Annotated in this window: 27 protein-coding genes; 8 read left to right on the top strand and 19 right to left on the bottom strand. The window is 67.3% G+C overall.

Going from position 1 to position 26,936, the window contains the following annotated elements:
• Positions 1 to 5: 5 nt before the first annotated feature.
• The 5 genes from proC to ACQP0C_RS04635 form a co-directional block, all read right to left on the bottom strand.
• Entirely contained in the window at positions 6 to 845 is an 840-nt protein-coding gene (gene proC / locus ACQP0C_RS04655) for a pyrroline-5-carboxylate reductase (RefSeq protein ID WP_433730884.1), read from the bottom strand.
• Positions 846 to 917: 72 nt separating this feature from the next.
• Positions 918 to 1,829 carry a thioesterase family protein gene (locus ACQP0C_RS04650; protein WP_433734434.1) on the bottom strand — a complete coding sequence of 304 codons (912 nt, stop codon included), beginning with the start codon at positions 1,827 to 1,829 and terminating at the stop codon, positions 918 to 920.
• 154 nt (positions 1,830 to 1,983) lie between these two features.
• Positions 1,984 to 2,898 carry a sugar phosphate isomerase/epimerase family protein gene (locus tag ACQP0C_RS04645; protein WP_433734433.1) on the bottom strand — a complete coding sequence of 305 codons (915 nt, stop codon included), beginning with the start codon at positions 2,896 to 2,898 and terminating at the stop codon, positions 1,984 to 1,986.
• Between the two features lie 85 nt (positions 2,899 to 2,983).
• A complete protein-coding gene (locus ACQP0C_RS04640; RefSeq protein WP_433730882.1) occupies positions 2,984 to 4,699 on the bottom strand; it encodes a hypothetical protein in 1,716 nt (571 codons plus the stop codon).
• The gene (locus tag ACQP0C_RS04635) at positions 4,696 to 5,727 is read right to left on the bottom strand and encodes a hypothetical protein (RefSeq protein ID WP_433730880.1); all 1,032 of its coding nucleotides are present in this window, start codon (positions 5,725 to 5,727) and stop codon (positions 4,696 to 4,698) included. Before ACQP0C_RS04635 ends, ACQP0C_RS04640 begins: the two co-directional genes overlap by 4 nt.
• A gap of 65 nt (positions 5,728 to 5,792) precedes the next feature.
• Between ACQP0C_RS04635 and ACQP0C_RS04630 the strand changes: the two genes are divergently transcribed.
• Entirely contained in the window at positions 5,793 to 6,674 is an 882-nt protein-coding gene (locus ACQP0C_RS04630; RefSeq protein WP_433730878.1) for a hypothetical protein, read from the top strand.
• A gap of 69 nt (positions 6,675 to 6,743) precedes the next feature.
• The gene (locus ACQP0C_RS04625) at positions 6,744 to 7,076 is read left to right on the top strand and encodes a hypothetical protein (protein WP_433730876.1); all 333 of its coding nucleotides are present in this window, start codon (positions 6,744 to 6,746) and stop codon (positions 7,074 to 7,076) included.
• A 149-nt stretch (positions 7,077 to 7,225) separates the two neighbouring features.
• Here the strand turns inward: ACQP0C_RS04625 and ACQP0C_RS04620 are convergent, their stop codons facing one another.
• From ACQP0C_RS04620 to ACQP0C_RS04610, 3 genes are all read right to left on the bottom strand, one after another.
• Positions 7,226 to 7,915 carry a response regulator transcription factor gene (locus ACQP0C_RS04620; RefSeq protein ID WP_040696229.1) on the bottom strand — a complete coding sequence of 230 codons (690 nt, stop codon included), beginning with the start codon at positions 7,913 to 7,915 and terminating at the stop codon, positions 7,226 to 7,228.
• Positions 7,912 to 9,147, bottom strand: a complete 1,236-nt coding sequence (locus ACQP0C_RS04615) for a sensor histidine kinase (protein WP_433682431.1) — start codon at positions 9,145 to 9,147, stop codon at positions 7,912 to 7,914. The genes ACQP0C_RS04620 and ACQP0C_RS04615 overlap by 4 nt, the downstream gene beginning before the upstream one ends.
• Positions 9,148 to 9,273: 126 nt before the next feature.
• Complete coding sequence (locus ACQP0C_RS04610; RefSeq protein ID WP_433730874.1) at positions 9,274 to 9,657, bottom strand: winged helix-turn-helix transcriptional regulator; 384 nt, start codon at positions 9,655 to 9,657, stop codon at positions 9,274 to 9,276.
• Between the two features lie 91 nt (positions 9,658 to 9,748).
• Between ACQP0C_RS04610 and ACQP0C_RS04605 the strand changes: the two genes are divergently transcribed.
• Positions 9,749 to 10,414, top strand: a complete 666-nt coding sequence (locus tag ACQP0C_RS04605) for an NADPH-dependent F420 reductase (protein ID WP_433730872.1) — start codon at positions 9,749 to 9,751, stop codon at positions 10,412 to 10,414.
• A gap of 15 nt (positions 10,415 to 10,429) precedes the next feature.
• Here the strand turns inward: ACQP0C_RS04605 and ACQP0C_RS04600 are convergent.
• The 7 genes from ACQP0C_RS04600 to ACQP0C_RS04570 all read right to left on the bottom strand — a co-directional run bounded on the left by ACQP0C_RS04600 (position 10,430) and on the right by ACQP0C_RS04570 (position 18,600).
• Positions 10,430 to 11,247, bottom strand: a protein-coding gene (locus tag ACQP0C_RS04600; protein WP_433734432.1) for an IS5 family transposase whose coding sequence is annotated in 2 segments (ribosomal slippage) — positions 10,430 to 10,950 and positions 10,950 to 11,247 — 819 coding nt in all. Because the reading frame shifts where the segments join, the coding sequence is not laid out codon by codon here.
• 197 nt (positions 11,248 to 11,444) lie between these two features.
• Positions 11,445 to 13,496 carry a CocE/NonD family hydrolase gene (locus tag ACQP0C_RS04595; protein ID WP_433730870.1) on the bottom strand — a complete coding sequence of 684 codons (2,052 nt, stop codon included), beginning with the start codon at positions 13,494 to 13,496 and terminating at the stop codon, positions 11,445 to 11,447.
• A 387-nt stretch (positions 13,497 to 13,883) separates the two neighbouring features.
• The gene (locus ACQP0C_RS04590) at positions 13,884 to 14,630 is read right to left on the bottom strand and encodes a phosphoglyceromutase (protein ID WP_433730868.1); all 747 of its coding nucleotides are present in this window, start codon (positions 14,628 to 14,630) and stop codon (positions 13,884 to 13,886) included.
• 54 nt (positions 14,631 to 14,684) lie between these two features.
• Positions 14,685 to 15,590, bottom strand: a complete 906-nt coding sequence (locus tag ACQP0C_RS04585; RefSeq protein ID WP_433730866.1) for an ROK family protein — start codon at positions 15,588 to 15,590, stop codon at positions 14,685 to 14,687.
• 91 nt (positions 15,591 to 15,681) lie between these two features.
• Positions 15,682 to 16,182, bottom strand: coding sequence for a YbjN domain-containing protein (locus ACQP0C_RS04580; protein ID WP_433730864.1), 501 nt, complete (start codon positions 16,180 to 16,182; stop codon positions 15,682 to 15,684).
• Entirely contained in the window at positions 16,179 to 17,606 is a 1,428-nt protein-coding gene (mshA, locus tag ACQP0C_RS04575; protein WP_433730862.1) for a D-inositol-3-phosphate glycosyltransferase, read from the bottom strand. The genes ACQP0C_RS04580 and mshA overlap by 4 nt, the downstream gene beginning before the upstream one ends.
• Positions 17,607 to 17,778: 172 nt before the next feature.
• Positions 17,779 to 18,600 carry an alpha/beta fold hydrolase gene (locus ACQP0C_RS04570; RefSeq protein WP_433730860.1) on the bottom strand — a complete coding sequence of 274 codons (822 nt, stop codon included), beginning with the start codon at positions 18,598 to 18,600 and terminating at the stop codon, positions 17,779 to 17,781.
• A gap of 99 nt (positions 18,601 to 18,699) precedes the next feature.
• Between ACQP0C_RS04570 and ACQP0C_RS04565 the strand changes: the two genes are divergently transcribed.
• Both ACQP0C_RS04565 and mscL read left to right on the top strand, forming a co-directional pair.
• Positions 18,700 to 19,434 carry an SDR family NAD(P)-dependent oxidoreductase gene (locus tag ACQP0C_RS04565; RefSeq protein WP_433730858.1) on the top strand — a complete coding sequence of 245 codons (735 nt, stop codon included), beginning with the start codon at positions 18,700 to 18,702 and terminating at the stop codon, positions 19,432 to 19,434.
• Between the two features lie 124 nt (positions 19,435 to 19,558).
• Entirely contained in the window at positions 19,559 to 20,026 is a 468-nt protein-coding gene (mscL, locus tag ACQP0C_RS04560) for a large conductance mechanosensitive channel protein MscL (RefSeq protein ID WP_433730856.1), read from the top strand.
• Positions 20,027 to 20,092: 66 nt separating this feature from the next.
• Here the strand turns inward: mscL and ACQP0C_RS04555 are convergent, their stop codons facing one another.
• Both ACQP0C_RS04555 and ACQP0C_RS04550 read right to left on the bottom strand, forming a co-directional pair.
• A complete protein-coding gene (locus ACQP0C_RS04555; RefSeq protein ID WP_433730854.1) occupies positions 20,093 to 21,331 on the bottom strand; it encodes a L,D-transpeptidase in 1,239 nt (412 codons plus the stop codon).
• Positions 21,332 to 21,399: 68 nt separating this feature from the next.
• A complete protein-coding gene (locus ACQP0C_RS04550; RefSeq protein ID WP_433734431.1) occupies positions 21,400 to 22,488 on the bottom strand; it encodes a UDP-N-acetylmuramate dehydrogenase in 1,089 nt (362 codons plus the stop codon).
• 43 nt (positions 22,489 to 22,531) lie between these two features.
• On the opposite strand from ACQP0C_RS04550, the gene ACQP0C_RS04545 reads away from it, so the two are divergent.
• Positions 22,532 to 23,017 carry a DUF2505 domain-containing protein gene (locus ACQP0C_RS04545; protein ID WP_433730852.1) on the top strand — a complete coding sequence of 162 codons (486 nt, stop codon included), beginning with the start codon at positions 22,532 to 22,534 and terminating at the stop codon, positions 23,015 to 23,017.
• Between the two features lie 154 nt (positions 23,018 to 23,171).
• Here ACQP0C_RS04545 and ACQP0C_RS04540 read toward each other — a convergent pair whose 3' ends face one another.
• Positions 23,172 to 23,714, bottom strand: coding sequence for a VanZ family protein (locus tag ACQP0C_RS04540; RefSeq protein WP_433730850.1), 543 nt, complete (start codon positions 23,712 to 23,714; stop codon positions 23,172 to 23,174).
• 121 nt (positions 23,715 to 23,835) lie between these two features.
• Between ACQP0C_RS04540 and ACQP0C_RS04535 the strand changes: the two genes are divergently transcribed.
• On the top strand, positions 23,836 to 24,357 hold the full coding sequence (locus ACQP0C_RS04535) for a DUF2505 domain-containing protein (RefSeq protein WP_433730848.1): 522 nt from the start codon (positions 23,836 to 23,838) through the stop codon (positions 24,355 to 24,357).
• A complete protein-coding gene (locus tag ACQP0C_RS04530; protein WP_433730846.1) occupies positions 24,327 to 25,121 on the top strand; it encodes a class I SAM-dependent methyltransferase in 795 nt (264 codons plus the stop codon). Before ACQP0C_RS04535 ends, ACQP0C_RS04530 begins: the two co-directional genes overlap by 31 nt.
• A gap of 237 nt (positions 25,122 to 25,358) precedes the next feature.
• On the opposite strand, the gene ACQP0C_RS04525 is transcribed toward ACQP0C_RS04530, so the two are convergent.
• Positions 25,359 to 26,849 (bottom strand): hypothetical protein, encoded by a 1,491-nt coding sequence (locus tag ACQP0C_RS04525; protein WP_433730844.1) that lies wholly within the window; start codon positions 26,847 to 26,849, stop codon positions 25,359 to 25,361.
• Positions 26,850 to 26,936 lie beyond the last annotated feature (87 nt).

Below are 26,936 nucleotides of genomic sequence, written 5' to 3'. Positions count from 1 at the left end.
AGGGGTTACGCCAGGCTACCGCTTCCGGGCCCTTCGCTCGCCCCCTGCTCCGCCGACCTGTGCTTGGCGGCGTGCAATGCCTCCAAAAAGGCCGAGCGCACCCCGCCCCGCTCCAATTCGCGCACCGCGGCGGCGGTGGTGCCCGCCGGAGAGGTCACGGCCGCGCGTAGCTCGACGGCAGTCTGCCCGGACTCCTCCAGCAGCGCGGCCGACCCGATCATCGTCTGCACCACGAGTTGGGTGGCGACGTCGCGGGTCAGGCCGAGTCCGACGCCCGCATCGATCATGGCCTCGACCACCAGGAAGAAGTACGCGGGTCCGGAGCCCGAGACCGCGGTCACCGCATCCATCTGCGCCTCGGTCACGGTGGCCACCTTGCCGACCGCGGCGAGCAGTTCGGTCACCTGGGCCAGCTGTTCCGAGCGGGCGTAGCGGCCCGGCGCGAGCACACTCATGCCCTGGCCGACCAGCATCGGGGTATTCGCCATCACCCGCACCACCGGGAATCCGGCGGGCAGCTTGTTCTCCAGGCGCGCGGTCGGCACACCCGCAGCCAACGACACCAGGATCTGATCCCGGTCGCTGTCGAGCTCGGCCTTGGCCAGCTGGGTCAGCACGGTATCCACGTCACCCGGTTTGACCGCGATGACCAGGATATCCGCGCCGACGATCGCGTCGGCGATCGAATCGGTCACCCGCACGCCGAGCCGGTCACCGATCAGCTCGGCGCGATCCGGATGCGTCTCCACGACGACCAGATCCCTGGACGCCCGTCCCGATTCCAGCAACCCGGCGATCAACGCCTCCCCGATGCGACCGCCACCGATCACCGCAACTCTCGTCATAGGACTAAAGGCTAATCGCGCGGCAATATCGCCTCGGCGCTGGGGAACCGGTGCCGGTGCGGAAGACCCGTGCTACCGCTGCTGCGGCACCAGCGCGAGCTGACGGCTCTGGGCCACGACCGCACCGGTGGAGTCCAGGACCAGCTGGTCCTCGTCGAACATGCGGCCGCCGACCTCTTGGCTGGTCGCGATGATCCGCAGCCAACCCGGAGCCGGCCGACGGCGCAGGTAGGTGGTCATCTGCACGGTCGGAGCCCAGCCGAAGTGGCCCAGGTTGACCGGAACCGGCGGGCTCATATCGGCCGACATCATCGCGAAGTACATGGCGACATCGGGGTCCTGCTGGTCGCCGTCGAAGGGATGCATCCACAGACGCAGACGCGGTTCCCCCTTCGCGCCGTCGAGGAATGACGCCCAGGAACGGTCGAGGTACAGGTCGGCGCCCTGAGCGACATGGACGAGCTTGCCCATCGACGAGCCCTGGTACCCGATCGCGTCGGCGGGCGGTTCGACCGGCATATCGCCGTGCTGCGGCACGTAGATCGGCTCGGCGTCATCGAGGTGGCCGAAGGTGAAGGCGGTGCGCACCAGCTTGCGTCCCTGCTGAATGAGGTTCACATCGACCAGGCAGATCTGGCGACCCACCTTGCTGATGTGCACCTCGTACTCGACCTCGCCCGGTTCGGGTGCACCGAGGAAATCGGAACTCGCCGCGATGGGGGCCATCGCCACCAGGGCCGGATCGGAGGCGCGCAGCCAGCGGGTAGCGGCCGCGGCGCTGGCCGCGACCATGGTGCCACCGTGCACCTTCGGGCCTATGGTCCAGATCTTATCGATGAAGCCCAGGTAGCGGCCGGTTTCGGGAGCGGCCGACAGCAGTTCGGTCAGGGTGACCACACGGCTGAAGGGTGCATTGCTGGCGACTGCTTGCGGGTTGTTGGCAGCGACACCGCCAGCGGCGGTTCGCTCGAGATCGGCGGTCAGCTCCGGCATCGTCACTCCTGTCGTCGGTCGGCCGCATAAGCGGATCGCGGCGTTCGTACAGCGTAAACGAGTCGGATCGCGGTTCGAATTCCCCTCTGCCGGGAGATCGGTGCGAGATCACAGACCGGCGCCGGATCCGCAGCTCGGCGTCGGATCAAACCCGGTTCGCGTGCCTCGGTGCTGGCGCGGGTGCGGGTGCGTTGAGGTGCTGTCTGGCGAAGGCCAGCGTGCGGTGCAGCATGCCAGCGCGGTCCGGGGTGGTGCGGGCGTTCTGGGTATTGATCTCGGCGATCGCGTGCCCGGCGAAACCGGATCGGACCAAGACCGCGCACAGCTCGGCACACGGCTGGGTGCCCTCGCCGGGTACCAGATGTTCATCGTGCGCCGCGCCGCGGCCGTCGGCGAGATGCAGGTGGGCCAGGCCGTGGCCCATCCGCGCGGCCAGTGCCAGCGGGTCGGCGCCCGCGGTCGCGGTATGGGAAAGGTCGAGGGTGTAGTGCCGGAATCCGGTATCGGTCGGATCGTAGGAGGGACTGAAGGCGGTCAGCCCGGGTCCGGGTCCGCCGCGGCGCTCGAGCCGCTTCGCTGAGCCGGCGCCGCGACCGAAGAGGGTATCCGCGCGCATGGGGAACATGTTCTCCACCGCGACGATGACGTGGCTGTGCTCCTCCAACTCGGCGACCTGGTCGGCGAAGCCCTGCGCATAACGGCGCTGCCAGCGGAACGGCGGATGTACCACCACGGTGCCAGCACCGAGCGCCTCGGCGGTGCGCACGCTGCGCTCGAGTTTGGCCACCGGATCCGAACCCCATACCCGCTGAGAGATCAGCAGGCACGGTGCGTGAATGGCCAGTACCGGCACGTCGTATTTGCGGGAGTAGGCCTGGATCGTTGCGATGCTCTGACTGGCCGGTTCGGCCCAGACCATCAATTCGATTCCGTCGTAACCGATTTCGGCCGCATACCGGAAGGCCGCCTCGGTGTTCTGCGGATACACCGAGGCCGTCGAGAGGCCGACGAGGATCTGCTGCCCACCGGGCCCGCCGAGCGGGTGGGGTTCGGTGTGCACGTCACGATCCGGCGCGGGCCCCCGCACCGCGCTGTCCGCCCTGATGTCGTCCGCCTGCCCGATGTTCCCCACAGCTGCTCCCTGCTCAGTTCGTACTGAGTAGAAAGGCTAGCGGTCCCAGCGTGACGAAGATGCCTACGACGACGGCGATCACCGTACTGAGGATGTCATCGGTGCGTCGCAATATGCGCACCAATGCCACCAGCCCGAGGATCACGATCATCGCCAGGCACAGCGCCACCCAGGGCAGCATTTCCCACATGCGCTCGAAGCCCTTGAACAGCAACATCCCGGCGACCGCCGCGCCGGTGCTCTGACCACCGAGAATCATCCACTGGCGGCGATTGGCGTCGTAGTCCGCCTTCCGTGCTCGCCGCGAGCGGCGCGGAGACGATGTCGCATGCGAATGTTCGAAATCCGAGTCGGCGTCGAAATCGTCGTCGTCGTAATGCGAATCGGCGTCGTGATCGTCGAGGGCATCGCCCGTCGGGAACGGTTCGTACACATCGGTTCGACCGTCATACCCATCAGCCAGATCGGTAGGTGCCGGACCCGCGTCACGTTTCGATCGGCCACGCCGACCACGCCCGTTCGCGCGCTCGGCATCGGCGCGCTCGGCCCGTTCGACGCCGTCGCGCAGCAGATCGCCCGCCACGGTCTGGCCGGAGACGAGCTGTTGATCCTGACTGGCCAGCGACCACGCGGCGGTGGGTATGCCCCCGGATTCGGGTGCATTGTTCTTCGGCGGTACATGTCTTCGCACCGACCACGCGGGCAGTCCGCCGTCGGCCGCTCCGCGCGCACCATCGCGCCGTGCGGATCTTCGCTGCTCCGCTTCGGGATCGACACCGCGATTCGCGGTCCGGTCCGGAGCCTGCGATCTCGACGGACCGTCCGGCAGCGGTAGCGGCGCCGACTCGGGCGCGAAACCATTGGTGGACGGTGACCACCCCGCGGTCGAAGGTCCGGCTTGCGCCTCGGCCTCGGCCTCCGCGGCGCGCCGCCGGGCGGCCCGGCCACCGATTCTCGATCCGTTCTGCTGCGGCTCGGGTGTGGCATCCGCGCGGCGGCCGATATCGTGCAGCGGCCGGACCTCGGTGGTCTCCTCCACCGGTTCGGCGTGCCGGTGTCGACGACCGGTGGAGCCCGCGGCGGGTGTGCCATCCGACAGCGGCGACGCGTACGGGTCCGGCGCCGGGGCATAGAGATCCGACAGCGGCGCGGACAACGGATCCGCGGGCGCCGAGTGCCACGATGGCGCCACGTCCCGGCTCGGCATGTCCCGCCCCGGCATGACCCGGCTGGACCATCCGGGTGCGGGCAGTGGATCGGCTTCCGGAGCGGCATAGGCCGAAAGCGGGTCGTATCTGGTGATCGGCCCCGACATCGGCGAGTAGTTGGGCAGTTCTGGCGCGGGCGGCGCATACGGTTCCGGCGCGGCATACGAAGCCGGTTCCGGCGCGGCATAGGAAACCGGTTCGGGCGCAGGCGTTTCGAACCCGGCGGAGCCATAGCCGCCGGACTCGAATCCGGCGGGCTGGTAGCCGGAAACGTCGTACCCGGTGGATTCGTACGCCGGTGGTTCGTAGGCCGGTTCCTCGTCGGCCTCGGGTGCGGCGTGCGCCGAATGGCCGCCACCGCCGCCGGCCGGAATGGCCGGGAGGTCACCGGTCAGCTCGGCCACCGAGATGCCGCGGCCACCGCGCCGCCGCCGACCACCGCCTCCGGATGAGGCCGCGCCCTGCGCACCGTTGCGTGCCAGCAGCTCGGCAACCGATAGCTGCTTGGAATCCTCACTCATGACGACACCGTTTCGATCGGGCCCGATAGACCGCCGCCGGGTACCGGCTTACCGCTCGCGTCCACGACGGCACCCGGCAATGCCTTGGCCCTCGGTCCGCCGTTCATATCGGTATCCAGTTTGCGCAGGATGAGCCCCTCGCGCAGTGCCCACGGACAAATCTCGAGGGTATCCAGCGATAGTGCCCGCATACTCGCCTCCGCGACCAATGCGCCAGCCACCAATTGCTGTGACCGATCGGAACTTACGCCTTCCAATTCTGCACGGTCCGCCGCCGTCATTCTCGATATGAAGGCAATCAGTTGGCGCAGACCTGAGCTGGTGAGTGTACGGCGCACCCGCAGCCCGGCCGAAGACGGTGCCGCTCCGGTGAGCCGGGCAAGGGACCGGAAGGTCTTCGATGTCCCCACCGCGAGATCCGGTTTACCGGCCTCCAGCAGCTGTTTCGTCGGCGTGACCAGTTCCGCGTCGAGCCAATCGCGCAGCACCGAGACGCGGCGCTTGCCGGGCGGATCCTCGCGCAGCCATTCCCTCGTCAACCGTCCGGCGCCGAGTTGGAGCGAGAGTGCGACATCGGGTTCCTCGTCACCGCCATTGGTCATTTCCAGTGAGCCGCCGCCGATATCGAGGTTCAGGATCCGGCCCGGGCTCCAGCCGTACCAGCGGCGCACGGCCAGGAAGGTCAGCCGGGCCTCGTCGACACCGGTCAGAACCTGCAGATCGACGCCCGTCTCTGCGCGGACCCGGGCGAGTACTTCGTCGGAGTTGGTCGCCTCGCGCAGCGCGGAGGTAGCGAACGGCATCAGCTCGACGCATCTGGATGTCTCGGCGATGCTGGCGAATTCGGCGACCGTCGCGATCAGGCGTTCGGCCCCCTGGACGGTGATGCGGCCCTCGCCGTCCATGTTCTCCGATAGCCGTAGCGTGGCCTTTGTCGAGCTCATGGGCATCGGGTGACCACCACGATGGGCGTCCACCACGAGCAGGTGGACGGTATTGCTTCCGACATCGAGAACCCCAAGCCGCACATGAACACGGTACTGGGTGAACCGGCACTTTAGCCCAGGCGACTGAACTGTTAGCGTCCTGAGGTGTGACGGTAGGCGCAGCGGCAGGCGGCTCCAAGAGGCCCCGACCAGCGGGGAAGATCGATCCGGCGCCGGAGGTCGATCTCGACTTTCCCCGGGAATGGATCGAGTTCGTCGATCCAGCAAACGACGAGCATGTGATCGTCGCCGATTTGACGTGGCTGCTGTCGCGCTGGACATGTGTCTTCGGCACTCCGGCATGCCAGGGAATTCTGAGCGATCGCCCCGATGACGGCTGCTGCTCGCACGGCGCGTTCCTCTCCGATAAGGACGACCGCAAGCGCCTGACCAATGCTGTGAAGATGCTCACACCACGGGACTGGCAGCTGATGGACCAGGCGACCGATGCCGAGGGCAAGATCACCAAGAAGGGCTATCTCGAGCTCGACGAACTGGAGGACGAGCCCGCGCTGCGCACCCGCCGATTCGACGGCGCGTGCATTTTCCTGAACCGGCCCGGCTTCGCGGGCGGCGTCGGCTGCGCACTGCACACCATGGCGCTGCGCAAGGGCATCGAACCGCTCGAGGTGAAGCCCGACGTGTGCTGGCAGCTGCCGATCCGGCGCACCCAGGATTGGGTGGAGCGCCCCGACGGTGTGCAGATCCTCAAGACCACCATCACCGAGTACGACCGGCGCGGCTGGGGTCCGGGCGGTGAGGACCTGGATTGGTACTGCTCCGGCTCCCCCGACGCCCACGTCGGCGCCCGTCCGGTGTGGCAGTCCTATGCCCCCGAACTCAAGGAACTGCTCGGCGTACCCGCCTACGAGGAGCTGGCCAGGCACTGCAAACGCCGCGAGGGCCTCGGACTCATCGCGATCCACCCGGCGACCGTGCACGCCGATCGGATGAAACCCGAAGCGCACATCACAGACCAGTCGGCGTGAGGTTTGCATATCGGGCCATTCACCTACCCGCCATGCGAGCTTCACTCAGATGCGGTTGGATGTGCGGTCATGTTGAAGAAAGCACTCGCCCTGACCACCATCGCGTTCGGTGCCACCGTCGCGCTGACCGGCGCCGCGCACGCGGAACCCAACGGTGACCCGGCCAAATACGCCGATTTCACCGCCGACTTCCTGCCCGCGAACACCCCCGACGCGATCAACGCCCAGGCGAATGGCAAGAACCTGATCATGAGCCCGTACGGCATCAGCCGCACCATCGCCTGCCGCGGCACCAGCGCGGCCGATGTCTACGACTGCATGCAGGAAGACGATCTCGGCTGGATCACCCTGCGCAAGAACGATCTCCCCGGCCTCGGCCCCACCTGGGTTTACCTGCCCTGATTTCTCTCCCGACGTAGCGTGCAGCCGAGGTTGTCGGGGCCTCGGCGGCTGCGCCCGTCATCAATTCGCGGTACTTCGCCGCCGTACGCCGTTCGCCACAGCTTCCCGGGCGGACGATCCGTACGGCGGGCACGCCGCGCTAGCGCCGATCAGGCCTCGAGCTTGTAACCGAGGCCACGCACCGTCACCAAATGCTCCGGCTTGGCCGGATCGCCCTCGATCTTCGAGCGCAGCCGCTTGACGTGCACGTCGAGGGTCTTGGTGTCACCGACATAATCGGCACCCCAGACCCGATCGATCAGCTGGCCACGGGTCAGCACCCGGCCGGAGTTGCGCAGCAGGTACTCGAGCAGATCGAATTCCTTGAGCGGCAGGGTGACCTGCCTGCCGTTGACGTGCACGGTATGGCGGTCGACATCCATGCGCACCGGTCCGGCCTCGAGCACACCGCTCTCATTGCCGCCGTCCAACTCATCGCCAGCGCCGCGGCGCAGCACGGCCCGGATGCGGGCGATCAGTTCGCGTGCCGAGTACGGCTTGGTGACGTAGTCGTCGGCGCCGAGTTCCAGACCGACCACCTTATCGATCTCGCTGTCACGCGCGGTCACCATGATCACCGGGACGCCACTGCGGGTACGCAGCTGTTTGCACACATCGGTGCCGCTCATACCGGGCAGCATCAGGTCGAGCAGCACGATATCGGCACCGGAGCGGTCGAATTCGGCGAGCGCGGACGGTCCATCACCGACCACGGTGACCTCGAAGCCCTCCTTGCGCAGCAGGAACGCGAGCGGATCGGCCAGCGACTCCTCATCTTCGACGATCAGAACACTCGTCATCTGCGTGCCTCCACACCATTTGGTCTACCCGGCCCCGTGGGGCGCGGGTGTGTTTCTCTCATGCTCACCACGGCACCGTCGACCTCTTCCTCGCCGCCGGATTCGTGGTGGGCAGGTATTCGCAGGGTGAACGTCGATCCGGTGCCCAGCTTGCTCCACAAGGTGATCTCACCGTTGTGGTTGGCTGCCACGTGCTTGACGATAGCCAGGCCGAGCCCGGTACCGCCGGTGGCGCGCGAGCGGGCCTTATCGGATCGGAAGAAGCGTTCGAACACCCGCTCCTGGTCTTCCTTGGCGATGCCGATACCGCGATCGGTCACCGCCATCGCGACGTGATCGCCGCGCAGTGAGCGGCTCACCGAAACATGGGAGCCTGTCGGCGAGTACGCGATGGCGTTCTCCACCAGGTTGGACAGCGCGGTAACGAGCAGCGTTTCGTCGCCGAGCACCTCGAGTCCACTCGGACGATCGGTGCTGACGGTGATGCCAGCGGCCTCGGCGGCGGTGCGGGAGCGGTCGACCGCCTGCATCACCACGGTGTCGACGTCCACCACCTCGAGTTCGGGTAGCTTTTCGGCACCCTGTAGCCGCGATAGCGCGATCAGTTCGGTCACCATCTTGCCCAGGCGCCGGGACTCGCCGAGTACCCGCTGACCGAAGTGCCGGACCGCCTCGGGATCCTCCGCCGATTCCAGCATGGCCTCGGCCAGCAGGCTCATCGCGCCGACGGGGGTTTTGAGTTCGTGGCTGACATTGGCGACGAAGTCCCGGCGGGTGGCCTCCATCCGGGCCTGCTCGGAATCGTCGTCGGCGAACAGCACGGTGAAGCTGGTCTCTTCGCGTGATAGCTGCCTGGCCACTCCGCGCACCGCGATCCGGCTGCGGCCGGGCATCGGATTCTTGGCGGTGAGATCGAATTCGGCGGACTCGCCGGTGGCGAGCACCTTCTCCACCGCCGCCCAGGCGCGCTCGTCGAGCAGCCGGTTGCGAACCAGGCCGAGCTCCTCTGCGCGCGGGTTGACCAGCACCACATCGCGGTACTCGTCGACGACGGCGATGCCGCTCTCGGAGGCGAGCACGATCAGGTCGAGGACCTGGGACATGGTGAGGCCGGAATCTGCCTGCCTGCGGGCGGCCTGCCTGGCGTTCACGAACGGGATGAGTAGCCCGCCGACTGCCAGGCCGACGACAGCCGCGAGGACTGCCAGAAGGACGGCCTGGGGAACACTCACCCTTGAATCGTACGGTCGCCGACCGACAACCCAACTCGGGGTACGCGAAGTTTCGCGCAGGTCATGGGTACTTCCAGCCTTGTTAGCCGCTCGTTTACGAGTTGTTCTCCCCCGCCACCCCGAGCATCAGTCGTCTTCGCCCGCCATCGCCGCACCGACCGCGCGACCGTGCTTGTCCACCCATTCACCCAAGGCATAGATCGGGGTCAGCAGGTCGCGTCCGGCTTCGGTGAGTTCGTACTCGACGCGCGGCGGGGCCTCGGCATAGCGGCGACGCTCGATGAGGGTCATGGACTCCATCCGGCGCAGCGTCTGGGTCAGCATCTTCTGACTGATGCCGCCGATGGCCGCGCGGAGCTCGCCGGGGCGCATCGGACCATCGCGCAGCATGTAGACGATGACCGTGAGCCAGCGGTTGCCGAACAGGTCGACACCGAGTCGGGCCGGGCAGTCGGCCTCGTAATCGCCGTAGGGCGCGAATTCCACCGGCTGTGCGGATTCGACGGTCATGACACCAGCCTGCCACCGTCGTTGCGCACCTTCGGGTGCCTATCGGAATCCCTAGCGTCGCTTCCGGATACATCCCGAACTAGGAGTTGATATGCGAATCGGAATCATCGGGGCCGGAGCGATGGCGAAGGCGCTGGGCGGTGGCTGGGCCGCGGCCGGACACGAGGTCGTCATCGGTGCGCGGTCCCGTGTGGCAGCGGACGAGCTGGCGGTAACTATCGGGCACGGGGCCCGCGGCGGAAGTATCGGCGCGGCGGCCGAATTCGGGGCAGTCGTCTTGCTCGCGCTACCGGTAAGTGCCCTTGACGAAGTGCTCGGCGAAATCGGCGGCTCACTCGCCGGACGAACGGTGATCGACTGCACCAATGCGTTCCTGCCGGACGAGGCCGCGCCGGAGGGGGTGCTGGCCTTCGTGCTGTCCGAGGACGCCGTCGCCGCCCGCATTGCGGCGACGGTTCCGGATGCGCACGTGGTGAAGGCGTTCAATGTCTGTGCGGCCGAGGTGTGGGAATCGGAGGCCCGTGTCTTCGACAACAGCAGGCTGGCGGTCCCGATCTGCGGCGACGACGCCGATGCGGTGCGACAGGTTGCCATGCTGGCCGAAGATCTCGAGCTGCAACCGATTTCGGCGGGCGGACTGCATCGCGCCGAATACCTCGAGGCCACCTCGGTATTCACCGTCGGCCTCTGGTTCGCCGGTGCGGACGCCCGCGCGATCTTCCCGCCATTGGCGGCGGCCTTCGCCGTGGCCGACTAGGTTCTGTCCTGTAAGTCATCGGAGCCAGAGGATGATGGCGGCGATGGTGAGTTCGGCCTGGTAGTAGGCGGCGCGTTTGGCGTAGCGGGTGGCTAGGTCCCGGAATTGCTTGAGTCGGTTGAAGCATCGCTCGACCACGTTGCGCTGCTTGTATGCCTCGGTATCGAACACCGGTGGCCGCCCGCCGCGCGAGCCCTTCGCGGCGCGGCGGGCGATCTGGTCGTCACGTTCAGGGCTGACGAACCGGACCCGCCGCCGTCGTAACGCCTGCCGGGTCGAGGGATGCGAGTACGCCCTGTCGGCAATCACCGTCTCGGGCCGCACGCGTGCCCGACCCGGCCCGGTGCGAGCCACGCTGATGCCGTCCAGCAGCGGCAGGATCTGCGGATTGTCACCAGCCTGCCCTCCGGTGAGCAGTACCCGCATCGGCAGGCCGCGCCCATCGACGGCAAGGTGGATCTTGGTGCTCAGCCCGCCGCGGGACCGGCCGAGCGCTTCACCGTCGACCGCGACCTGGACGCCGGACCTGCCGCTGGTGCCCCCTTTTTCCGGGCACCAGCGGCATGCTGGTGAGCCCGGACCACAGTCGAATCCACGCTGAGGATCCATTCGACCTCACCGATCGAGTCGTCCTTGACGATCACCTGGTCCAGGATCCGCTGCCAGGTGCCGTCCGCAGTCCACATCCGCAGCCGCTCATGCGCGGTCTTCCACGGCCCGTACCGCTCCGGCAGGTCGCGCCACGGCGCGCCGGTCCGCAGCTTCCACAGAATCGCGTTGATCACCTGACGGTGATCACGCCACCTGCGGCCCCGACCCGACACCGGCAGCATCGGCTCGATCCGAGCCCACGCCCGGTCCGTCAACTCACCACGACCAACCACGGCATACAGCTAACACCAACCGACACAACGAATTACAGGACAGAACCTAGGCGCCGATCGGCCCAGGTCCGAGCGTGCACAACCGCCCATACCCCGCGGGTTCGAGCATGAATGCGCGCGAAGTGCACGCTCGGGCCGGATTCGGCTTACCAGCCCGGGTTCCCCCGCACCGGGATATTGACGAAACTCGGCGCATTCGGATCCAACTGCACGTGCTGGGGTCGCAGACCCGTATCGATCAGCATCGGCAGTATCGGCAGCCCCTTCGGGAAATTGCCAGCGAAGATATCGACCCGCAGGCGGTGGCCGGGCTGCAGGATCGCCTCGGTGGCGGGCAGTGCTATATCCAGGGTCGTCGGCTCGCCCGGCACGGTGAGTTGTCGCCGGTCCAGCGAGGTGTAGGGCCGCGGATCGGTGTAATCGCCATTGGCCGAACGCGAACTGTTCGCCTCGTCCACCTGACGCAGCGATGCCATCAGTTGTCCGGAGGAGAGCACGGTGGACTGTCCGTCCGGCGCGACGTCGTTCACCGTCACCACCCAGTAGCCGTCAGCGGCGTCCTGAACGGTATTGAGGTGCGCGGCGATTCGGCCGGAGACGGTGGTCGGCTCGGCGACCGGATCGCTGGTGAAGGTCAGCCCGTTCGACTCCGCGACCCGAGAGTCCTTGGCGCAACCATCGATGATCGAGAGGGCGCCCGCGCTACCCTGCGCTGCGTCATTGGAGCACAGGGTGGTCAGACCGGGCGCGACCGAGAGCCGCGCCGAGTCCGGGCTCGCCGCGGCGAGCAGCGATCCGTCGTAGACGCTATCGGCGGTGCCACTTCGGTTGGCGGACAGATACATTCGGCGATATTCGACATCCTGGGTGCGCTCGCGCGGATCGGCGAACGAGTCGGTGGTGATCCAGCCGCCGCCCTGCTGGCGCAGCGTGATCGGGCCGTACTTGTCGATGCCGTTATCGATTCCCTTGAGCCACTTGTCGAACCACGCGCGCTGCAACACATCCAGGCGCGGCGGCAGGCCGGGCTTGCCGTATTCGTTGCCGGAGTTGATGTGATAGGTATTGCCCATCAGCAGCTGCTTCTGGCCCGCCGGCAGCGGAATCTCGTGGTAGATCTTGGATTCCGAGTAGGTGAACAGGTCGTGCCAGCCACCGGTGACGAAGGTCGGCACCTGAATCCTGCTCGGATGGCTGAGCCAGCCTTCGCGCGCCCGCGACGATCCGGTCAGCAGTTCCTTGGCGCGCGGATCCAGATCCTGCATCCGGGTCGTGCTGTAGGCGTTGAGCAGCACATCCATGAAGGTGAACGGATCCTGTGCCCGATCGGCGAGCCACTTCATATCGAACTGTCCGTTCAACATCGACGCGACATCCGGGATGAGCTTGAGGCCGTTGACGGCGGTCAGCCACAGCGGGATGAAGTTGAAACCGAAGCCGCCGCCGGGCGCGAGCACGTCATTGACCAGATCGCTGCCGGGCACCACCGGGAAGATCGCCTGTAGCGCTGGCGGCTGCATCGCGGCCACCTGGATCTGGTTGATGCCCGAATACGAGAGTCCGTTCATCCCGATGCGACCGTTGGACCACGGCTGGCGCGCGGTCCAGTCGATCACCTCGTAGGTGTCCTGCTGTTCGCGCTGGCGCAGCATGTCCCAGGCGCCCTGGGAGAAGCCGGTGCCGCGCACATCGACGACGACCTGGGTGTAGCCGCTCTTGATGAGCTGGCGGTCGACGGCGAAGTTGCGCAGTTCGCCGCCGCCGAAGGATTTGGTCAGATCGGTGATGCCGGAGAGCGGGGTGCCGCTGAGGTCTATCCGGCGGAACAGCTCGATCAGCGCGTCGGACAGGCCGGGGATGGACTGGGCGCTGTCGGCGATATTGGAGACCAGTTTGGTGTACGGGGTCAGATTGACCACCGTTGGCGTCGGGGTGTCGATCGGGCGGCCCGCGACGTCGGCCGGGCGGTACACGTTGCCCTCGAGGACGGTGCCGTCGCTCATGGTGATCGGGACATCCCACTGGATGTTCACATTCGGGTACTGCTGTGGACCGTCCTCGGCCGCGGCCCAGGCGGCACCGGCCGCGCCACCGTCGGGACCGGACGGCTCCGGTGCGGCGATCGCGCTCTGAGTGACGAAAGGAACGAGCACCGCCGTGGCAACCGTCGCCACCGTGGCTCGCAACATTGTTTTCATCAGTGGTGATCCGCCTCTCGGACTGGTCGAACACCCGAGAGCTTACATTACCGACGAGTAAGTTCGAAGTTCCGATGCATTCGAATCGCGGCTCGAATGCCTATTCACATATAGCCGCCAGATCGGGAGAATGCCTGTATAGAGCGGTTCGATCGCGCATCTACCAGCAGAATAGAGACTAACCCCGCGGCTCCGAACACGGCGGGTTCGGTAGGAGCCCGCAGCTCACAGCGACCTGCGCGTCGCCACAGCGATGCATCCAGCGACCGCGCACAGGGCGGCCTTCGGCAACTTTTCGGAAACCGGCCGAGAACGCGGCCGGAAACAGCAACGCGCCGCGACCGATGCCGGTCGCGGCGCGTTGTCGGCCCAAGCCGATGGCGATGCCTATTTGCCGCCCTGGCTGGCGACGGCCGCGGCACCCGCGGCGGCGGCCTCGGGGTCGAGGTATTCGCGCGGGCGAACCGGACGCAGGTTCTCGTCGAGCTCGTAGCGCAGCGGGATGCCGGTGGGGATGTTCAGGCCCGCGATATCGTCATCGGAGATCCGGTCCAGGTGCTTGACCAGTGCGCGCAGCGAGTTGCCATGTGCCGCAACGAGAACGGTCTTACCGGAGAGCAGGTCTTTGGAGATGGTCGACTCCCAGTACGGGACCATCCGGTTCACCACGTCGAGCAGGCATTCGGTCTTCGGGACGTCGATGCCCTGGTAGCGCGGGTCGCCCTCCTGGCTGTACTCGTTCGCCGGGTCGATTGGCGGCGGCGGGGTGTCGTAGCTGCGCCGCCACAGCATGAACTGGTCATCGCCGTACTGGTCGCGGACCTGCGACTTGTTCTTGCCCTGAAGATCGCCGTAGTGACGCTCGTTCAGGCGCCAGTCGCGCACCACCGGGATCCAGTGCCGGTCGGCGGCGTCCAGCGCGATATTCGCGGTGCTGATCGCGCGCCGCAGCACGGAGGTGTAGACGATATCGGGCAGAATGCCGTGTTCGGCCAGCAGTTCCCCGGCGCGCTTCCCCTCGGCCATGCCCTTATCGGTCAGGTGCACATCCACCCAGCCGGTGAACAGGTTCATGGCATTCCATTCGCTCTCGCCGTGGCGCAGCAGCACGAGGGTGTACGTCATGCCCGCCATTCTGGCATGTGTGCGAACCGCGCTCGCACCCGTTCCCGCCGGTCAACCGAGCACTCAGGAGATGGCGTCGGCCGTATCGTGCCCCGCAGCCAGGACGCCGGCACCAACGAGGGTGGCGCCGTTGGTGATTCGGGACGGCACCACCCGCAGGTCATGTAGGAAGTCCAAGCCGGCGTGCCGGGCCAGCGCCGCACGCAGCGGTTCCCAGAGCGGTTCACCCGATTGCGCGAAGCCGCCGCCGATCACCACCCGATCGATATCGAGTGTCGACGCGGCGGAGGCGATGGCCGTGCCGAGCGCCGTTCCGGCCCGGTGCAGCGCGGCGAGCGCGATCTCGTCGCCGGAGTGTGCGGCCTTCGCGAGTCCGGCGCCGGTTTCGCCGCGCCAGCCCTGCTCACGCGCCCAACGCACCGATGACATGCCGCTGGCGATCGCCTCCACACAGCCGACGCCGCCGCATTCGCACGGCACATCCCAGCCCGGCACCACGATATGGCCGACATGCCCGGCATTGCCGGTGCGGCCGAGCACCACGCGGCCATCGGCGATGATGCCGCCGCCGATGCCGGAGGAGACCGTCATCGCCAACCCGTTCGGCACCCCGCGCAGCGCACCGACATGATGTTCGGCCAAGGCCAGGCAGGCGCCGTCGATGGCGAATCGCACCGCGGCGGAAGGAAAGAGCCGTTGCACCTCGGCGACGATCGGAAAGCCCGACTTCCATTCCGGAATGTTGAGCGGACTGGTGACACCGGTCCGCACATCGACCGGTCCGGCCGAACCGATTCCGATCGCCGAGACCGTCGCATCGCCCGCCACCTCGCGCAACAGATCACGGCACGCCGGCCACACCGATTCGCGCGGCACATCGACGCGCCGCACATCGCGCACCTTCCGACCCGCGTAGACCACCCCGACGGCGAACTTCGTGGCACCGATATCCAGAGCAAGAACCATCATCGTCGTGCGGCCTCCTGTACCTCGCGGCCCATTCACACAATGCGCCACAGCGCGATTGTCGCCTACCCCGGACGCGTCGGTGCGCGATCGCTCAGGGCTGGTCCGCGGCTTCGACCAGATGTTCGAAGGCGCGCAGGTTCTTGAGCGATTCACCGCGCGAGACCCGCCACTTCCATTCCTTCCGGATGGATTCGGCGAAGCCGAGTTCGAGCAGGGTGTTGAAGTCGGCGTCCACGGCCTCGAGGACCTGGCCGAAGACCCGGTCCAGTTCGTCGGGGGTGACGGCGTGGGTGGCCATGCGGCCGACCAGGTAGATATCGCCGACGCGGTCCAGGGTGTAGGCCACACCGTAGAGGCGGCGGTTGCGCCGCAGCAGGAATTTGTAGACGCCCTCGAAGTTCTCATCGGGCTTGCGGCAGACGAACGATTCGATCCGAACCCCGTGCTTGCCGACGGTGAGCATGACGGTGGTCTTCAGTTTGCGCTCGCCGGGCAGGATGACGACGAAAGTGTCCTGGTTCGGATGCGTGTACTCGATCTCTCGATCCCGCAGCGTTTCGTCGATCAGCTGCGCGGTCGCGGACGTACTCATCGGTGCGCTCCCGTCCGGCGCCGCCACAGCGCCCGCGATCTGGCCTGACTGCTCTCGCCGAGCAGCACAGCACTGCGTTCACCAGCGAGGCTAGCGCGTTCACCGGGCAGTTCGGCTCGCGCGCTGTCGAGGGCCAGGCTGCGGCGCGCGCTGAAACCCGAGCGGATCGCACGGAAATCGGCCAGTGCCGCGGAGTAACTGGCGAGCAGTCCGTCGGCGGTGTGCTCCCAGGAGAAGTTCGCGGCGTGCTCGACCGCGCGCAGACCCATCCGGCCCAGTCGCCCGGCATCGTCGAGCAGGTGGCCGAGGGCGTCGGCCCAGTCCGGGGTCCGGTGTCCCGGGACCAACAGACCGGTCTCGCCATCGCGCACCGCGGTGCCGAGTCCGCCGACATCGGCCGCGAGCACGGGGGTGCCGCTGGCCTGTGCCTCGATGGCGACCAACCCGAACGATTCGTTGTAACTGGGCACCGCAACCAGATCGGCCGCCTGATACACCTGGACCAGCCGGTCCGGCGGCTGCGGCGGCAGGAAGGTGACGTGGTCGGCGATGCCGAGCGCGGCGGCGAGTTCGATCAGCGCATCCGGACGCTCCAGTCCGCTCCCGGACGGTCCGCCGACGATCAGCACCCGCAGCTTGCGCGCCGGATTCCGGTGCAGCAGTTCCGCGGCGGCCCGGACCAGCACATCGGGCGCCTTGAGCGGCTGGATGCGACCGATGAACGCGACGATCTGCTCGTCGGCGCGCAGGCCCAATTCGGCTCTGGCGGTGGTCTTTTCCCCCGGACGGTAGCGGGTCAGGTCCGCACCGGGCGGTACCACGTCGATGCGCCCGGGATCGGCACCGTACAGCTCGACGAGCTGGCGCGCCTCCTCCGCGGTATTGGCGACCATCCGGTCGGCCTCGGCGATCACCTGCTTCTCGCCGATCTCCCTGGTCGCGGGTTCGGGACAGTCCCCTTCGGCCAGCGCCGCGTTCTTCACCGCGGCCAGCGTATGCGCGGTGTGCACCAGCGGCACCCGCCAGCGGTCGCGCGCCAGCCAGCCGACCTGACCGGAGAGCCAGTAATGCGAATGGACGAGGTCGTAGTGGCCGGGCAGATGTCCGGCCTCTTGGCGCAGCACCTCGGCGGTGAACGGGCACAGCTGCGTCGGCAGGTCGCGCTTGTCCAGTCCCTCGAACGGACCGGCCACCACATTGCGCACCAAGACCCCAGGGGCCGCCTCCTGGACCGGCGGAACGTTCGAGGAGGTGGCCCGGGTGAATATCTCGACCTCGGTGCCGCGTCGGGCCAGCTGAATGGCGGTTTGCAGCACGTAGACGTTCATGCCGCCCGCATCGCCGGTCCCCGGTTGGGCCAGTGGTGAGGTGTGCACCGATAGCACGGCAATCCGATTGGGCCGTAGGTCCGGGCGTTGACTCACACTTCCATAGTGCACGGTGCATCGCCGAACCCAGACGCTGTATCCGAGCCAAGTGACAGCTGTCACAGCGCTCGGTGAGACTTCTCACGCGCCGGTGCGCCTATCCGCCCCGCTCGAGCACGGCACCAAGTCTGTTCGAGCCGGGCGCACGGCGCCAGCGAATTTCGGACGGCTAATTCAGACCGTCGATGAACGCGCCGACCTCGGCGACGAACCGGACGCGGTCCTCGATGAACAGCCCGTGCTGCGCGTCCTCCCAGAACGAGCCGCGGGCATCGGGCACGGCGTCGAGGATGTAGCGCCCGTTCTCGATCGGCACCACCGGATCCTTCGTCCCGTGCAGGACCAGCACCGGAATGTCGAGGGTGCGCAGCGTTTCGGTGTTGTCGACGGTGCGGTAGAAAAGCGCCTTGCGCACCCGAGGCGGCGTGGACAGGCTCGCCCCGAAGATTCGCTGCGCATCGACACCCTTATCCGGGCCCGGCCCGGTATTGGCATTGCCGAAGGCACCGAATGCGCGCAGCGCACGTCCGGCACTGTCCTCGAAGACGCCCGGCATGGCCTCCCGCATGGCCGAACCGGTCTCCGCGCCGGGCGCACGGCCGATATTGGCCATCGATCCCGAGTAGATGACGCCCGCGACCGCACCGGTGCCGTAGGCCGTCAGATAGTCGGTGAGCACGATGCCGCCGTAGGACCAGCCGAGCAGTACCGCACCGGATTCGACACCCTCGGCCGCCAGCACCGCGGCGATATCGGCGGCCCAGTTCTTCGGATCGTCGTAGCCGGACTCCGGTGCGTCGGAGTAGCCGTGACCGCGCAGGTCGACGGCGATCACGCGGAAGCGCTCGGCCAGCTCGTCCGCGGCCGCACCCCAGCACTGCAGGTTGGCCGACCAACCGTGCACCAGCACCAGCGGCCTGCCCGCCGCCGGGCCGCTGACCCGGTAGACGATGTTCGTTCCGTCCGCACTGACCGCATCCCGAATAGCCATGCCACCGAGGCTAGTAGTGCCCGTGCCCGGCGGCGTGATCCGGGCAACAGCCGGGCTGGCCAGCAAATGTGGAGCGCGGCGACTGCTTAGGATCGCACTATGAGCATTCGCACCGCCGTCGTCACCGGAGCCAGCTCGGGAATCGGGGAAGCCACCGCCCGGGAACTCGCCAAGCAGGGTTATCACGTGTACGTCGGTGCGCGCAGGCTCGACCGGCTGCAGGCCCTGGCCGACGAAATCGGCGGCACCGCACTCGAACTCGACGTGACGTCGGATGAGTCCGTGCGCACGTTCACCGATGCGATCGACAGCGCCGATGTGCTCGTCAACAATGCGGGCGGTGCGAAGGGGCTGGCCCCGGTGGCCGAGGCGGATCTGGACGACTGGCGCTGGATGTGGGAAACCAATGTGCTCGGCACGCTACGGGTGACCAAGGCGCTGCTGCCGAAGCTGATCGCCTCCGGCGACGGCCTGATCGTCACCATTACCTCGGTCGCCGCCTTCGAGGCCTACGACAATGGCTCCGGCTACACCTCGGCCAAACATGCCCAGGCGGTGCTGCACCGCACCTTGCGCGGCGAATTGCTCGGCCAGCCGGTGCGGCTCACCGAAATCGCGCCCGGTGCCGTCGAAACCGAATTCTCGCTGGTCCGTTTCGCCGGGGACACCGAGCGCGCCGCCAAGGTCTATGAGGGCATCGACCCGCTGGTCGCCCAGGACATCGCGGAGATCATCGGATTCGTCGCGTCGCGACCGTCACATGTGAATCTGGACCAGATCATCGTCAAGCCCCGTGACCAGGCCGGACCGGGTCGCTTCGCGCGCCGCGGCTGACGGGATCGGCGATACTCCATCTGGATTCGAGCGTTCGCGATAGCTGTGAATCGCTCCGATCCCTGGCGGCGGTCAGCATCGCGAGTTTGAAACATATATAGACCAGATTGGAGTTGTTCGGCTCATGCTCAAGGGTTTCAAAGATTTCCTGATGCGCGGGAACGTTATCGATCTTGCGGTCGCGGTGGTCATGGGCACCGCGTTCACCGCGGTCGTGACCGCGGTGACAAAGGGAATCATCAATCCATTACTCGCGGTGCTGGGCAAGACCAATGAGCTGGGGCTCGGCGTTCAGCTGGTCGCCGATAAACCGGCCACCTTCATCGCGGTCGGGCCGATCATCACCTCGCTCATCGACTTCGTCATGGTCGCCGCGGTCCTGTACTTCGTGCTGATGGTGCCGATGAAGACCCTGAAGAACCGGTTCGGCACCGCAAAGGTGGCCGAGCCGACCGAGGTCGAACTGCTCATCGAGATCCGGGATCTGCTGGTCAAACAGCAGGCGGATTCGATCATCGATGCCGAAACGTTCGGCAAGGACGGCTCGCTCGTCAAGGACGGCTCGCACATCAAGGACGGCGCTGCCCGGTAATCGCCTGGCGTCGAATATGATTCGCCCCCGCCACGATTGCGATCGTGCGGGGGCGAACTCTATCGGCTAGCGCGGCGGTCCCGGGGCCACCGGTGTCGCGGAAATGCTGGCGCCGGAGGTTCCGTCCGAGGCGGACAACGACTTCCACTGATTCCAGTCGATGGTCCAGTCGTAGAGGTCGCCGTCGGCGGCGGACAACTGGATCGATGTACCGGTCACCTCGACCGGATCGCCGTAGAGCGCGGTCGGGAAGAATGCCTGCGCGTCATTGGGGGACAAATTGATGCACCCGTTGGTGACATTCGAGGAGCCCTGTGCCGAAAGCGATTCCGGGTTGGCGTGGATGAATTCGCCATTATTGGAGATGCGTACGGCCCAGCGTTCGCGAACGTTGGTGTAGAACGGCGGATTCGACATCAGGAAGTCTTCGTATTTCTCGGTCACCACGTGCACACCCGAACGGGTGACATTGCGCGCCTGATTGCCCTCGCCGTAGCTGACCGCGAAATCGAAGACGGTCTGTCCATCGCGCACCACCTGCATGCGGTGACTCGGCGCACTGGCCTTGACGATCTGGCTGCGGCCGATGCGGAAATCCGAAGTGAGATCGGAGTATCCGTAGTTTCCGCCGCCGAGATCCAGGCCGTAGAGCTTGGCCGCGACGCGCACGGTGGTGCCGGGCACCCAGTAGTCCTTGGGCCGCCAGTGCGCGCGGGAGCCGCCGTTTTCGTCGGGGAACCAGGCCCACGCGCCCTCGGTCGGCGGGGTGGTGGTGACCGTGAGCGCCTTCTCCACCGCGGCCTTGTTCTGCACAGATCCCTTGAACTGCAGGATGATCGGCGCGGCAATGCCGACCTCCTGGTTGTCGGCGATATTGAGCGTCGCGGGGAAGGTGTTCTTCGGCGCGAGCGTGGTGAAGGCGCCATCGATCGGAACCGGCTTGTGGTCGACGCCGATCGCGGTGCCGGACCAGCTGTATTTGGCGTCGTAGCCGAGCGGTTCGGTGATCTGGTAGCTGCGCTTGTCCGGGGCGAGCTCACCGGTGACCTGCTTGCCACTGGCATTGGTCAGCGCGATCTGGTCGATGGTGCCCTCGGCGACGGTGACCGAAATCGGTGCGGTCGGGTTCACGTTCTTGGCATTGGCGGCCGGTGCCAGCGTGACTTTGGCGACCGGGGTGTTGTCTTTGGCGGCATCGGCTTTGCCGCCTTTCTCGGACGTGCATCCGGCCACCAGCGCGACCACGACGAGCAGCACAGCGGAGACGGCGACGGCCGGTCTATGAAAGCCTGGACGAATGCTCACCGCATCGAATTTACGCGGCGAAAACCGTTCGCTCGGCTAGCGAAGAGTGTGGTGTACGTTGCACCTGTTCAGAGTTCGATCCCGATGGGTACCGGCTCCGGTTCCAGCCGGATACCGAACCGATCGGCCACGCCATCACGGACCGTGCGGGCCAGCTCGACCAGATCGGCCGAGGTCGCGGCACCGCGGTTGGTCAGTGCCAGCGTATGTTTCGTGGACAGCCGGGCCGGGGCATCCGGCCCAGGGAAGCCCTTGGCGAAACCGGCCCGCTCGATGAGCCAGCCCGCGGAGAACTTCACCCCATCGGGCGCGGGATAGGTGGGGATAGTGACATCGCCCACATGAGCGGCGATCGCGGCCTTCACCTCGGCGACGCGGTGGTCCGCGACGACCGGATTGGTGAAGAACGAGCCAGCGCTCCAGGTGTCGTGATCGGCGGGGTCGAGCACCATGCCCTTGCCCGCGCGCAGCTTCAGCACCGCGGCCCGGACCTGATCTGCGGGACGGGTGTCACCATTGGTCGCGCCGAGCGCGTTCGCGAGTTCGCCGTAGCGCAGTGGTGCGCTCGATCCGTCGGAGTTGAGCGCGAACTCCACCGCGAGCACCACAGCGGTATCGCGGTGCTTGAGCGCGCTGGTCCGGTAGCCGAAGCCGAGTTCGGACGGGTCGACCCAGCGGATCTGACCACTCGCGCGATCCAGCAGCCGCACCCGGCGCAGCAGCGTCTCGACCTCGACGCCGTAGGCCCCGACGTTCTGTACCGGTGTCGCACCGGCCGAGCCGGGAATGCCGGACAGGCACTCCAGCCCGCCGAGCCCGGCCTCGACCGTGGCCGCGACCACCGTGTCCCAGTTCGCGCCCGCCTCGACGCGGACGCCGTCGGCATCGATCTCGACGCCATCGTTGGCCACCCGAACCACCACGCCGTCGAAACCGTCGTCGCCGATCAGCAGGTTGGAGCCGCCCGCGAGCAGCAGCAGCGGAATGCCCGTCGCGTCCAGGGCTCGCACCGTCTCGACCAGCGATTCGGTCGTCACGCACTCGGCGACCGTCGCCGGACCGCCGACCCGCAGCGTGGTCAACTCGGCCAGCCGGACCGATTCGCGCATCCGCGCACCGCTATCGGTCAGCAGCTCGCGCAGTTGATCCGACGACACCACCCGTGAAGTTCGCACGCTCCAGACGGTAGCCTGTTCGACCATGGCTACACCGCTGGCGTACACGGCCCGCTACTCGTATCCGGTCGCCGCCGTGCGCGCGGCCTTCGCCGATGAGCGCTACTGGAAGGACCGCATCGCCGAGGTGGGCGGTGACAATGCCCGACTCGATTCGGTGACCGTCAGCGGCGACCAGGTCAAGGTCGAAATGGTGCAGTCCATCTCCGCCGAACTGCTGCCACCCGCGATCACCGCGGTGCGCCCCGGCGATCTGATCATCCCGCGCACCGAGAACTGGACCGGCGATTCGGCCACCTTCACCGCACGCGTCGAGGGTGCGCCCGCCGAGGTCCGCGGGACCATCACCCTCTCGGCCGACGGCTCCGGGTCGGTGGCCCAGGCCGACGCCACCATCGAGGTGAAGGTCCCGCTGTTCGGCGGCAAGATCGAGGCCGCGATCGCCGAGCGGTTGACCGAACTGCTCGCATCCGAGGCAGAGTTCACCAACAACTGGCTCGCCGAGCACTGAGTTCGACGCTGGATCGGCACGCCTCGCATGATGGCGTGCTAGCCGCGAACCTCGTCTGACGAATCGCCGCAGGGCCGCGCACCGCGGGCAGACACCCACCAGCGCAATGCTGCGAGTCCGAGCCCTGAGTTCGATGCCGGACCGCCGCGCCACGCTAACCGCGGGCCGCACCTGACGAACTTGCCCCACGGCCGAGCACGTCCGGAGCGGACGCCCACCAGCGATGTGATGCGAGTCCGGCGAGCAGTGTTCCGATGGCATTGACGAGGACATCGTCGACCGACGAGTGACGGCCGATGCCCAAGGCGAATTGCAGCACCTCCACCGCGCTCGACAGGCATGCGCCGACCAGCAGCAGTCGCCATGGGGCGGCGAACCACGCCCACCGTAGCGGCAGTAGCGCGCCGAGGGCGGCGAATACCAAGAGGTTTCCGCCGAGCTGCTCGATGACTCGGTCGCCGCGCAGCTGATCGGCCAGATCGCGCAGCGGCACCGGATCCAGCGAGCGGCCGCTGCCCGCCGGGGTGAGGAGCATCCACAGCCACGGCGCGGTGCCGACCACCATGCCCACCTCAGCGAGGGCAGTGCGCCATTCGCCGCGCCGCCGCGCCAGCCACCACGCGACCCAACCGGCGAGCGGTAGTGCGGCCACCGACGCCGATATCACCTCGCCCCACGCCGCCCACGTACCACTCATCCCGCAAGTCTGGCCGGACCATGTGGAGATTGCGCGTGCCGCCGGTGTGGGGTTTGTGGCGAGGCCCCGCAGTCAGCGCCGGGCGATGGGCCGGTGAGCGCTGCCGGTAACGTAGACGCTCATGGCTCGTCGACTGGACTATTCAGCCCGCTATCCGCTGCACACCACAAAAGAGCTGTACGCGGCGATGTCGACCCGTGAGTACTGGGAAGACCGGTGCGCGGAGATGTCGAAATACTCGCCGGGCAACGAGATCGCCAGCCTCGCGGTCGGCGACTCCGGCATCGAGGTCGTGCTCAACCACATCCTGCCGCGCGAGATGCTGCCGGAGATCGCGCAGTCGGTCATCCGCAAGGACATGATCATCACCCGCAAGGAGAGCTGGGGACCATTCGACGAGAACGAGACGGTGGGCAAGTTCTCGGCCTCCATTCCGGCCGGACCGGGCAGCCTCGGCGGCGCGATTCGGCTGTTCCCGACCGAGACCGGCTGCACCATGCGGTTCTCCTCCGAGGCCAAGGTGTTCATACCGATGGTCGGCCCGCGGCTCGAACAGTTGATGTTGGTGAACCTGGTCGACCTTTTCCGCGGCGAGGCCGAACAGACCGTGAAGTGGCTGGAAGAGCAAAACCCGACCCGCTGAAACCGGTCGGCACCATCACCAGGGGCACCACCGGTATCAACCGACTTCGACGCAGCGACCGCTGGCTGATCCACGACGAGCTGGTCGCCACGCGCCTGCGCGAAGCCGCAGATCCCCTGATCGTCGACCTCGGCTACGGCGCGAGTCCGTGGACCACGCTGGAGTTGGCGGCCCGGCTGCGCACGGTCCGCCCCGATGTGCGGGTGGTCGGGCTGGAGATCGATCCGGAACGGGTGGTGCCCGGCCGCGACGGCGTCACCTTCGCCCGCGGCGGCTTCGAATTGGCGGGTCTGCGACCGCATCTGGTGCGCGCGTTCAATGTGTTGCGCCAATATCCGGAGGCGGCCGTGCCCGATGCGTGGGCCACCATACTGTCCGGTATCGCCCCGGACGGTCTGCTCGTCGACGGCACCTGCGATGAACTCGGCCGCCGCTGCGCATGGGTCCTGCTCGACCGCACCGGCCCACTGTCGCTGACCCTGGCCTGGGACCCGTTCACCGTCGAGCGCCCGTCCGATATCGCCGAGCGCCTGCCAAAGGTACTGATCCACCGCAATACCCCCGGCGAACCGATCCACGCACTCCTCACCGCCGCCGACCGCGCCTGGGCGCGCGCCGCCCCCCTGGCACCGTTCGGCCCCCGAGTGCGCTGGCGCACCGCCGCCGACTACCTGCGCCAAGCCGGTTTCCCGGTGCGAAGCTATCGCCGCCGCATGCGCGACTGCGTGCTCTCAGTGCCATGGTCCACCGTCGCCCCGAACTAATCGCCCCACAAAGCCCACCCAACCACCTCCCCCTGTCCAACCCACCAGAAATACCCTCCCCCCAGCGCGCCCCTAGACCGGCCACCCGCCCCGTGCCCCAGTCCACACCCCGCCCCCTGACGCAAACTTTCGGTCCCAGTCGCCGGTGAGTCGCGCGGTGTGTCGGTCTGCGGGATGTTCGGAACCCCTGCGGGAACGGCCACACGGCCGGCCGTGGGTCGGATGTCGTTGGGTGGGCTAGTGGGATCCGAAGAGGGATGGGAGGTAGCCGAGGGCGGTTGCTACCGGGAGGATGGAGTTCGGTTCGAACGGCTGACGCCAGAGGCCGCCGTGGGCGGCGCCGGTCGCGAAAATGGCTTCGGGATTGGCGTCGGCGGGGGTGTCCGGCGGGGCGAACAGGTCGGCGACCAGCTTGGCCGCCAGGAGGGTTCGGGCTGTATCGGGGTCGAAGACTTCGATGCCGAAGTGGCGGGCGACGCGGTAGGCGGCGGCGAGGGAGCGTTGTGTGCGTAGGGATCTCGTCCACGCCGGTGGTGCGACGGTGCACGAGACCGTGCGGCCCGCGGTGTACGCGAGGACCGTGCGCCAGCGCAGCAGGCGTTGGGCCAGTGCGTGATTCGGGCCTTGGGACGAGCGCAGCGCATCGGCGACGCTCCACAGCGCGCCGAGCTGATCGGGAGTCGTTGTGCGGTAATTCGGCCGGTACAGAGCCGATGCGGTGAGCGTGCACAGCAGGTGCTGGCCGATGGCACGTGGTCCGCGCGCGGGCAAGCGGGAGTGCGCGGCGGCGATGACGTCCTCAGGGACCGCGTAGCAGTCGGTCGGTGAGCCGAGGTATGCGACGGCCGCGTCGGTGCGGTGGTCGAGCAGATCCGAGACGAGGACATCCATCGCGGCGGCGAGCCGCACCCCTTCCGGTCCGGGACCATTCGCGTACAGACCCAAGACCGGCCGAACATCGGAATCGAGCTGCGCGCGAATCCAGTGCACCAGTGCGGGGAACTGCCTGGTGATATCCGCGCCCGGCCCGGCGGTGACGGGATAGCCGAGCCGACCGGCCCCCGCCTCGGCGGCGGCGCGAATCGCGCGCCATCGACCCGCCTCGGGCAGATCGATCGCGAGCACATCAGCGCCCCAACGCAATAGCGGCCGCAACGGACCGAGTTCGGCCGCCGCCCCGGTGACGATCACCCGGAAACCGGGTAGTGACAACCACTCCGGATGATCGATCACCCGCTCGACCGCGGCCGCGAAGGCGGGTTCGATAATGCCGCGACGCCGCCAGTCGGTCAGCTGCCCCCACAGCGCCTCTTCGGCCAGCAGCGCACCGCGGAACGGGATTTCGAGCCGGGTCACGGGCTGCGCGGTTCCGTCGATCCGGCCGGTATCGAGTGCGTCCGGCGGCGCGATCGCATCCACATCGACGCTCTGCAGCGGCGCGATGGTGTGCCCGGTCACGAAACGCAGTAGCTGGCGCGCGGCCCGCAAACCGTCGGTCGCCATCCCCGCCGACGCCGTGGGTGAACTCGCGGCCAGTGCGGTGAGTCCACGAAAGACGCCGCGGTAGGCACAGTGCCAGTCCCGACAGGTCTCGACCTGTTGTGCGAGGTCCGCGTCATATCTGCGGACGGCGTCGGCGACCACGGCGGTGGCGAACATATCGCCGACGCGCTCGGGCGCTCCGGACGGAAAGACCAGATCCCACCTACTGTGACCTACCGTCCCCATGGTCAGTCACCATGCCATGATTGCGCGCCGGGCAAAACTGGAGACCGCGGGAATTGATAGCTGGAACGGATCACCGAACGGGTCCTC

Origin of the sequence: Nocardia sp. CA-129566, assembly GCF_050956075.1 — a bacterium.
Taxonomy (GTDB): domain Bacteria; phylum Actinomycetota; class Actinomycetes; order Mycobacteriales; family Mycobacteriaceae; genus Nocardia.
The sequence above is the reverse complement of the archived record's forward strand: the minus strand, read 5'-3'. Positions and strand labels throughout refer to the sequence as shown.

What these genes read in the sequence shown, in the direction of transcription:
- ACQP0C_RS04605 (WP_433730872.1), top strand. Translation starts at nt 9,749, where the DNA reads ATGCGAATCGGAATCATCGGGGCCGGAGCGATGGCGAAGGCGCTGGGC.
- ACQP0C_RS04570 (WP_433730860.1), bottom strand. Translation starts at nt 18,600, where the DNA reads ATGGCTATTCGGGATGCGGTCAGTGCGGACGGAACGAACATCGTCTAC.
- ACQP0C_RS04565 (WP_433730858.1), top strand. Translation starts at nt 18,700, where the DNA reads ATGAGCATTCGCACCGCCGTCGTCACCGGAGCCAGCTCGGGAATCGGG.
- ACQP0C_RS04625 (WP_433730876.1), top strand. Translation starts at nt 6,744, where the DNA reads ATGTTGAAGAAAGCACTCGCCCTGACCACCATCGCGTTCGGTGCCACC.
- ACQP0C_RS04535 (WP_433730848.1), top strand. Translation starts at nt 23,836, where the DNA reads ATGGCTCGTCGACTGGACTATTCAGCCCGCTATCCGCTGCACACCACA.
- ACQP0C_RS04590 (WP_433730868.1), bottom strand. Translation starts at nt 14,630, where the DNA reads ATGGCGGGCATGACGTACACCCTCGTGCTGCTGCGCCACGGCGAGAGC.
- ACQP0C_RS04580 (WP_433730864.1), bottom strand. Translation starts at nt 16,182, where the DNA reads ATGAGTACGTCCGCGACCGCGCAGCTGATCGACGAAACGCTGCGGGAT.
- ACQP0C_RS04525 (WP_433730844.1), bottom strand. Translation starts at nt 26,849, where the DNA reads ATGGGGACGGTAGGTCACAGTAGGTGGGATCTGGTCTTTCCGTCCGGA.
- ACQP0C_RS04540 (WP_433730850.1), bottom strand. Translation starts at nt 23,714, where the DNA reads ATGAGTGGTACGTGGGCGGCGTGGGGCGAGGTGATATCGGCGTCGGTG.
- ACQP0C_RS04610 (WP_433730874.1), bottom strand. Translation starts at nt 9,657, where the DNA reads ATGACCGTCGAATCCGCACAGCCGGTGGAATTCGCGCCCTACGGCGAT.
- ACQP0C_RS04640 (WP_433730882.1), bottom strand. Translation starts at nt 4,699, where the DNA reads ATGAGTGAGGATTCCAAGCAGCTATCGGTTGCCGAGCTGCTGGCACGC.
- ACQP0C_RS04545 (WP_433730852.1), top strand. Translation starts at nt 22,532, where the DNA reads ATGGCTACACCGCTGGCGTACACGGCCCGCTACTCGTATCCGGTCGCC.
- mscL (WP_433730856.1), top strand. Translation starts at nt 19,559, where the DNA reads ATGCTCAAGGGTTTCAAAGATTTCCTGATGCGCGGGAACGTTATCGAT.
- ACQP0C_RS04620 (WP_040696229.1), bottom strand. Translation starts at nt 7,915, where the DNA reads ATGACGAGTGTTCTGATCGTCGAAGATGAGGAGTCGCTGGCCGATCCG.
- proC (WP_433730884.1), bottom strand. Translation starts at nt 845, where the DNA reads ATGACGAGAGTTGCGGTGATCGGTGGCGGTCGCATCGGGGAGGCGTTG.
- ACQP0C_RS04585 (WP_433730866.1), bottom strand. Translation starts at nt 15,590, where the DNA reads ATGATGGTTCTTGCTCTGGATATCGGTGCCACGAAGTTCGCCGTCGGG.
- ACQP0C_RS04595 (WP_433730870.1), bottom strand. Translation starts at nt 13,496, where the DNA reads ATGAAAACAATGTTGCGAGCCACGGTGGCGACGGTTGCCACGGCGGTG.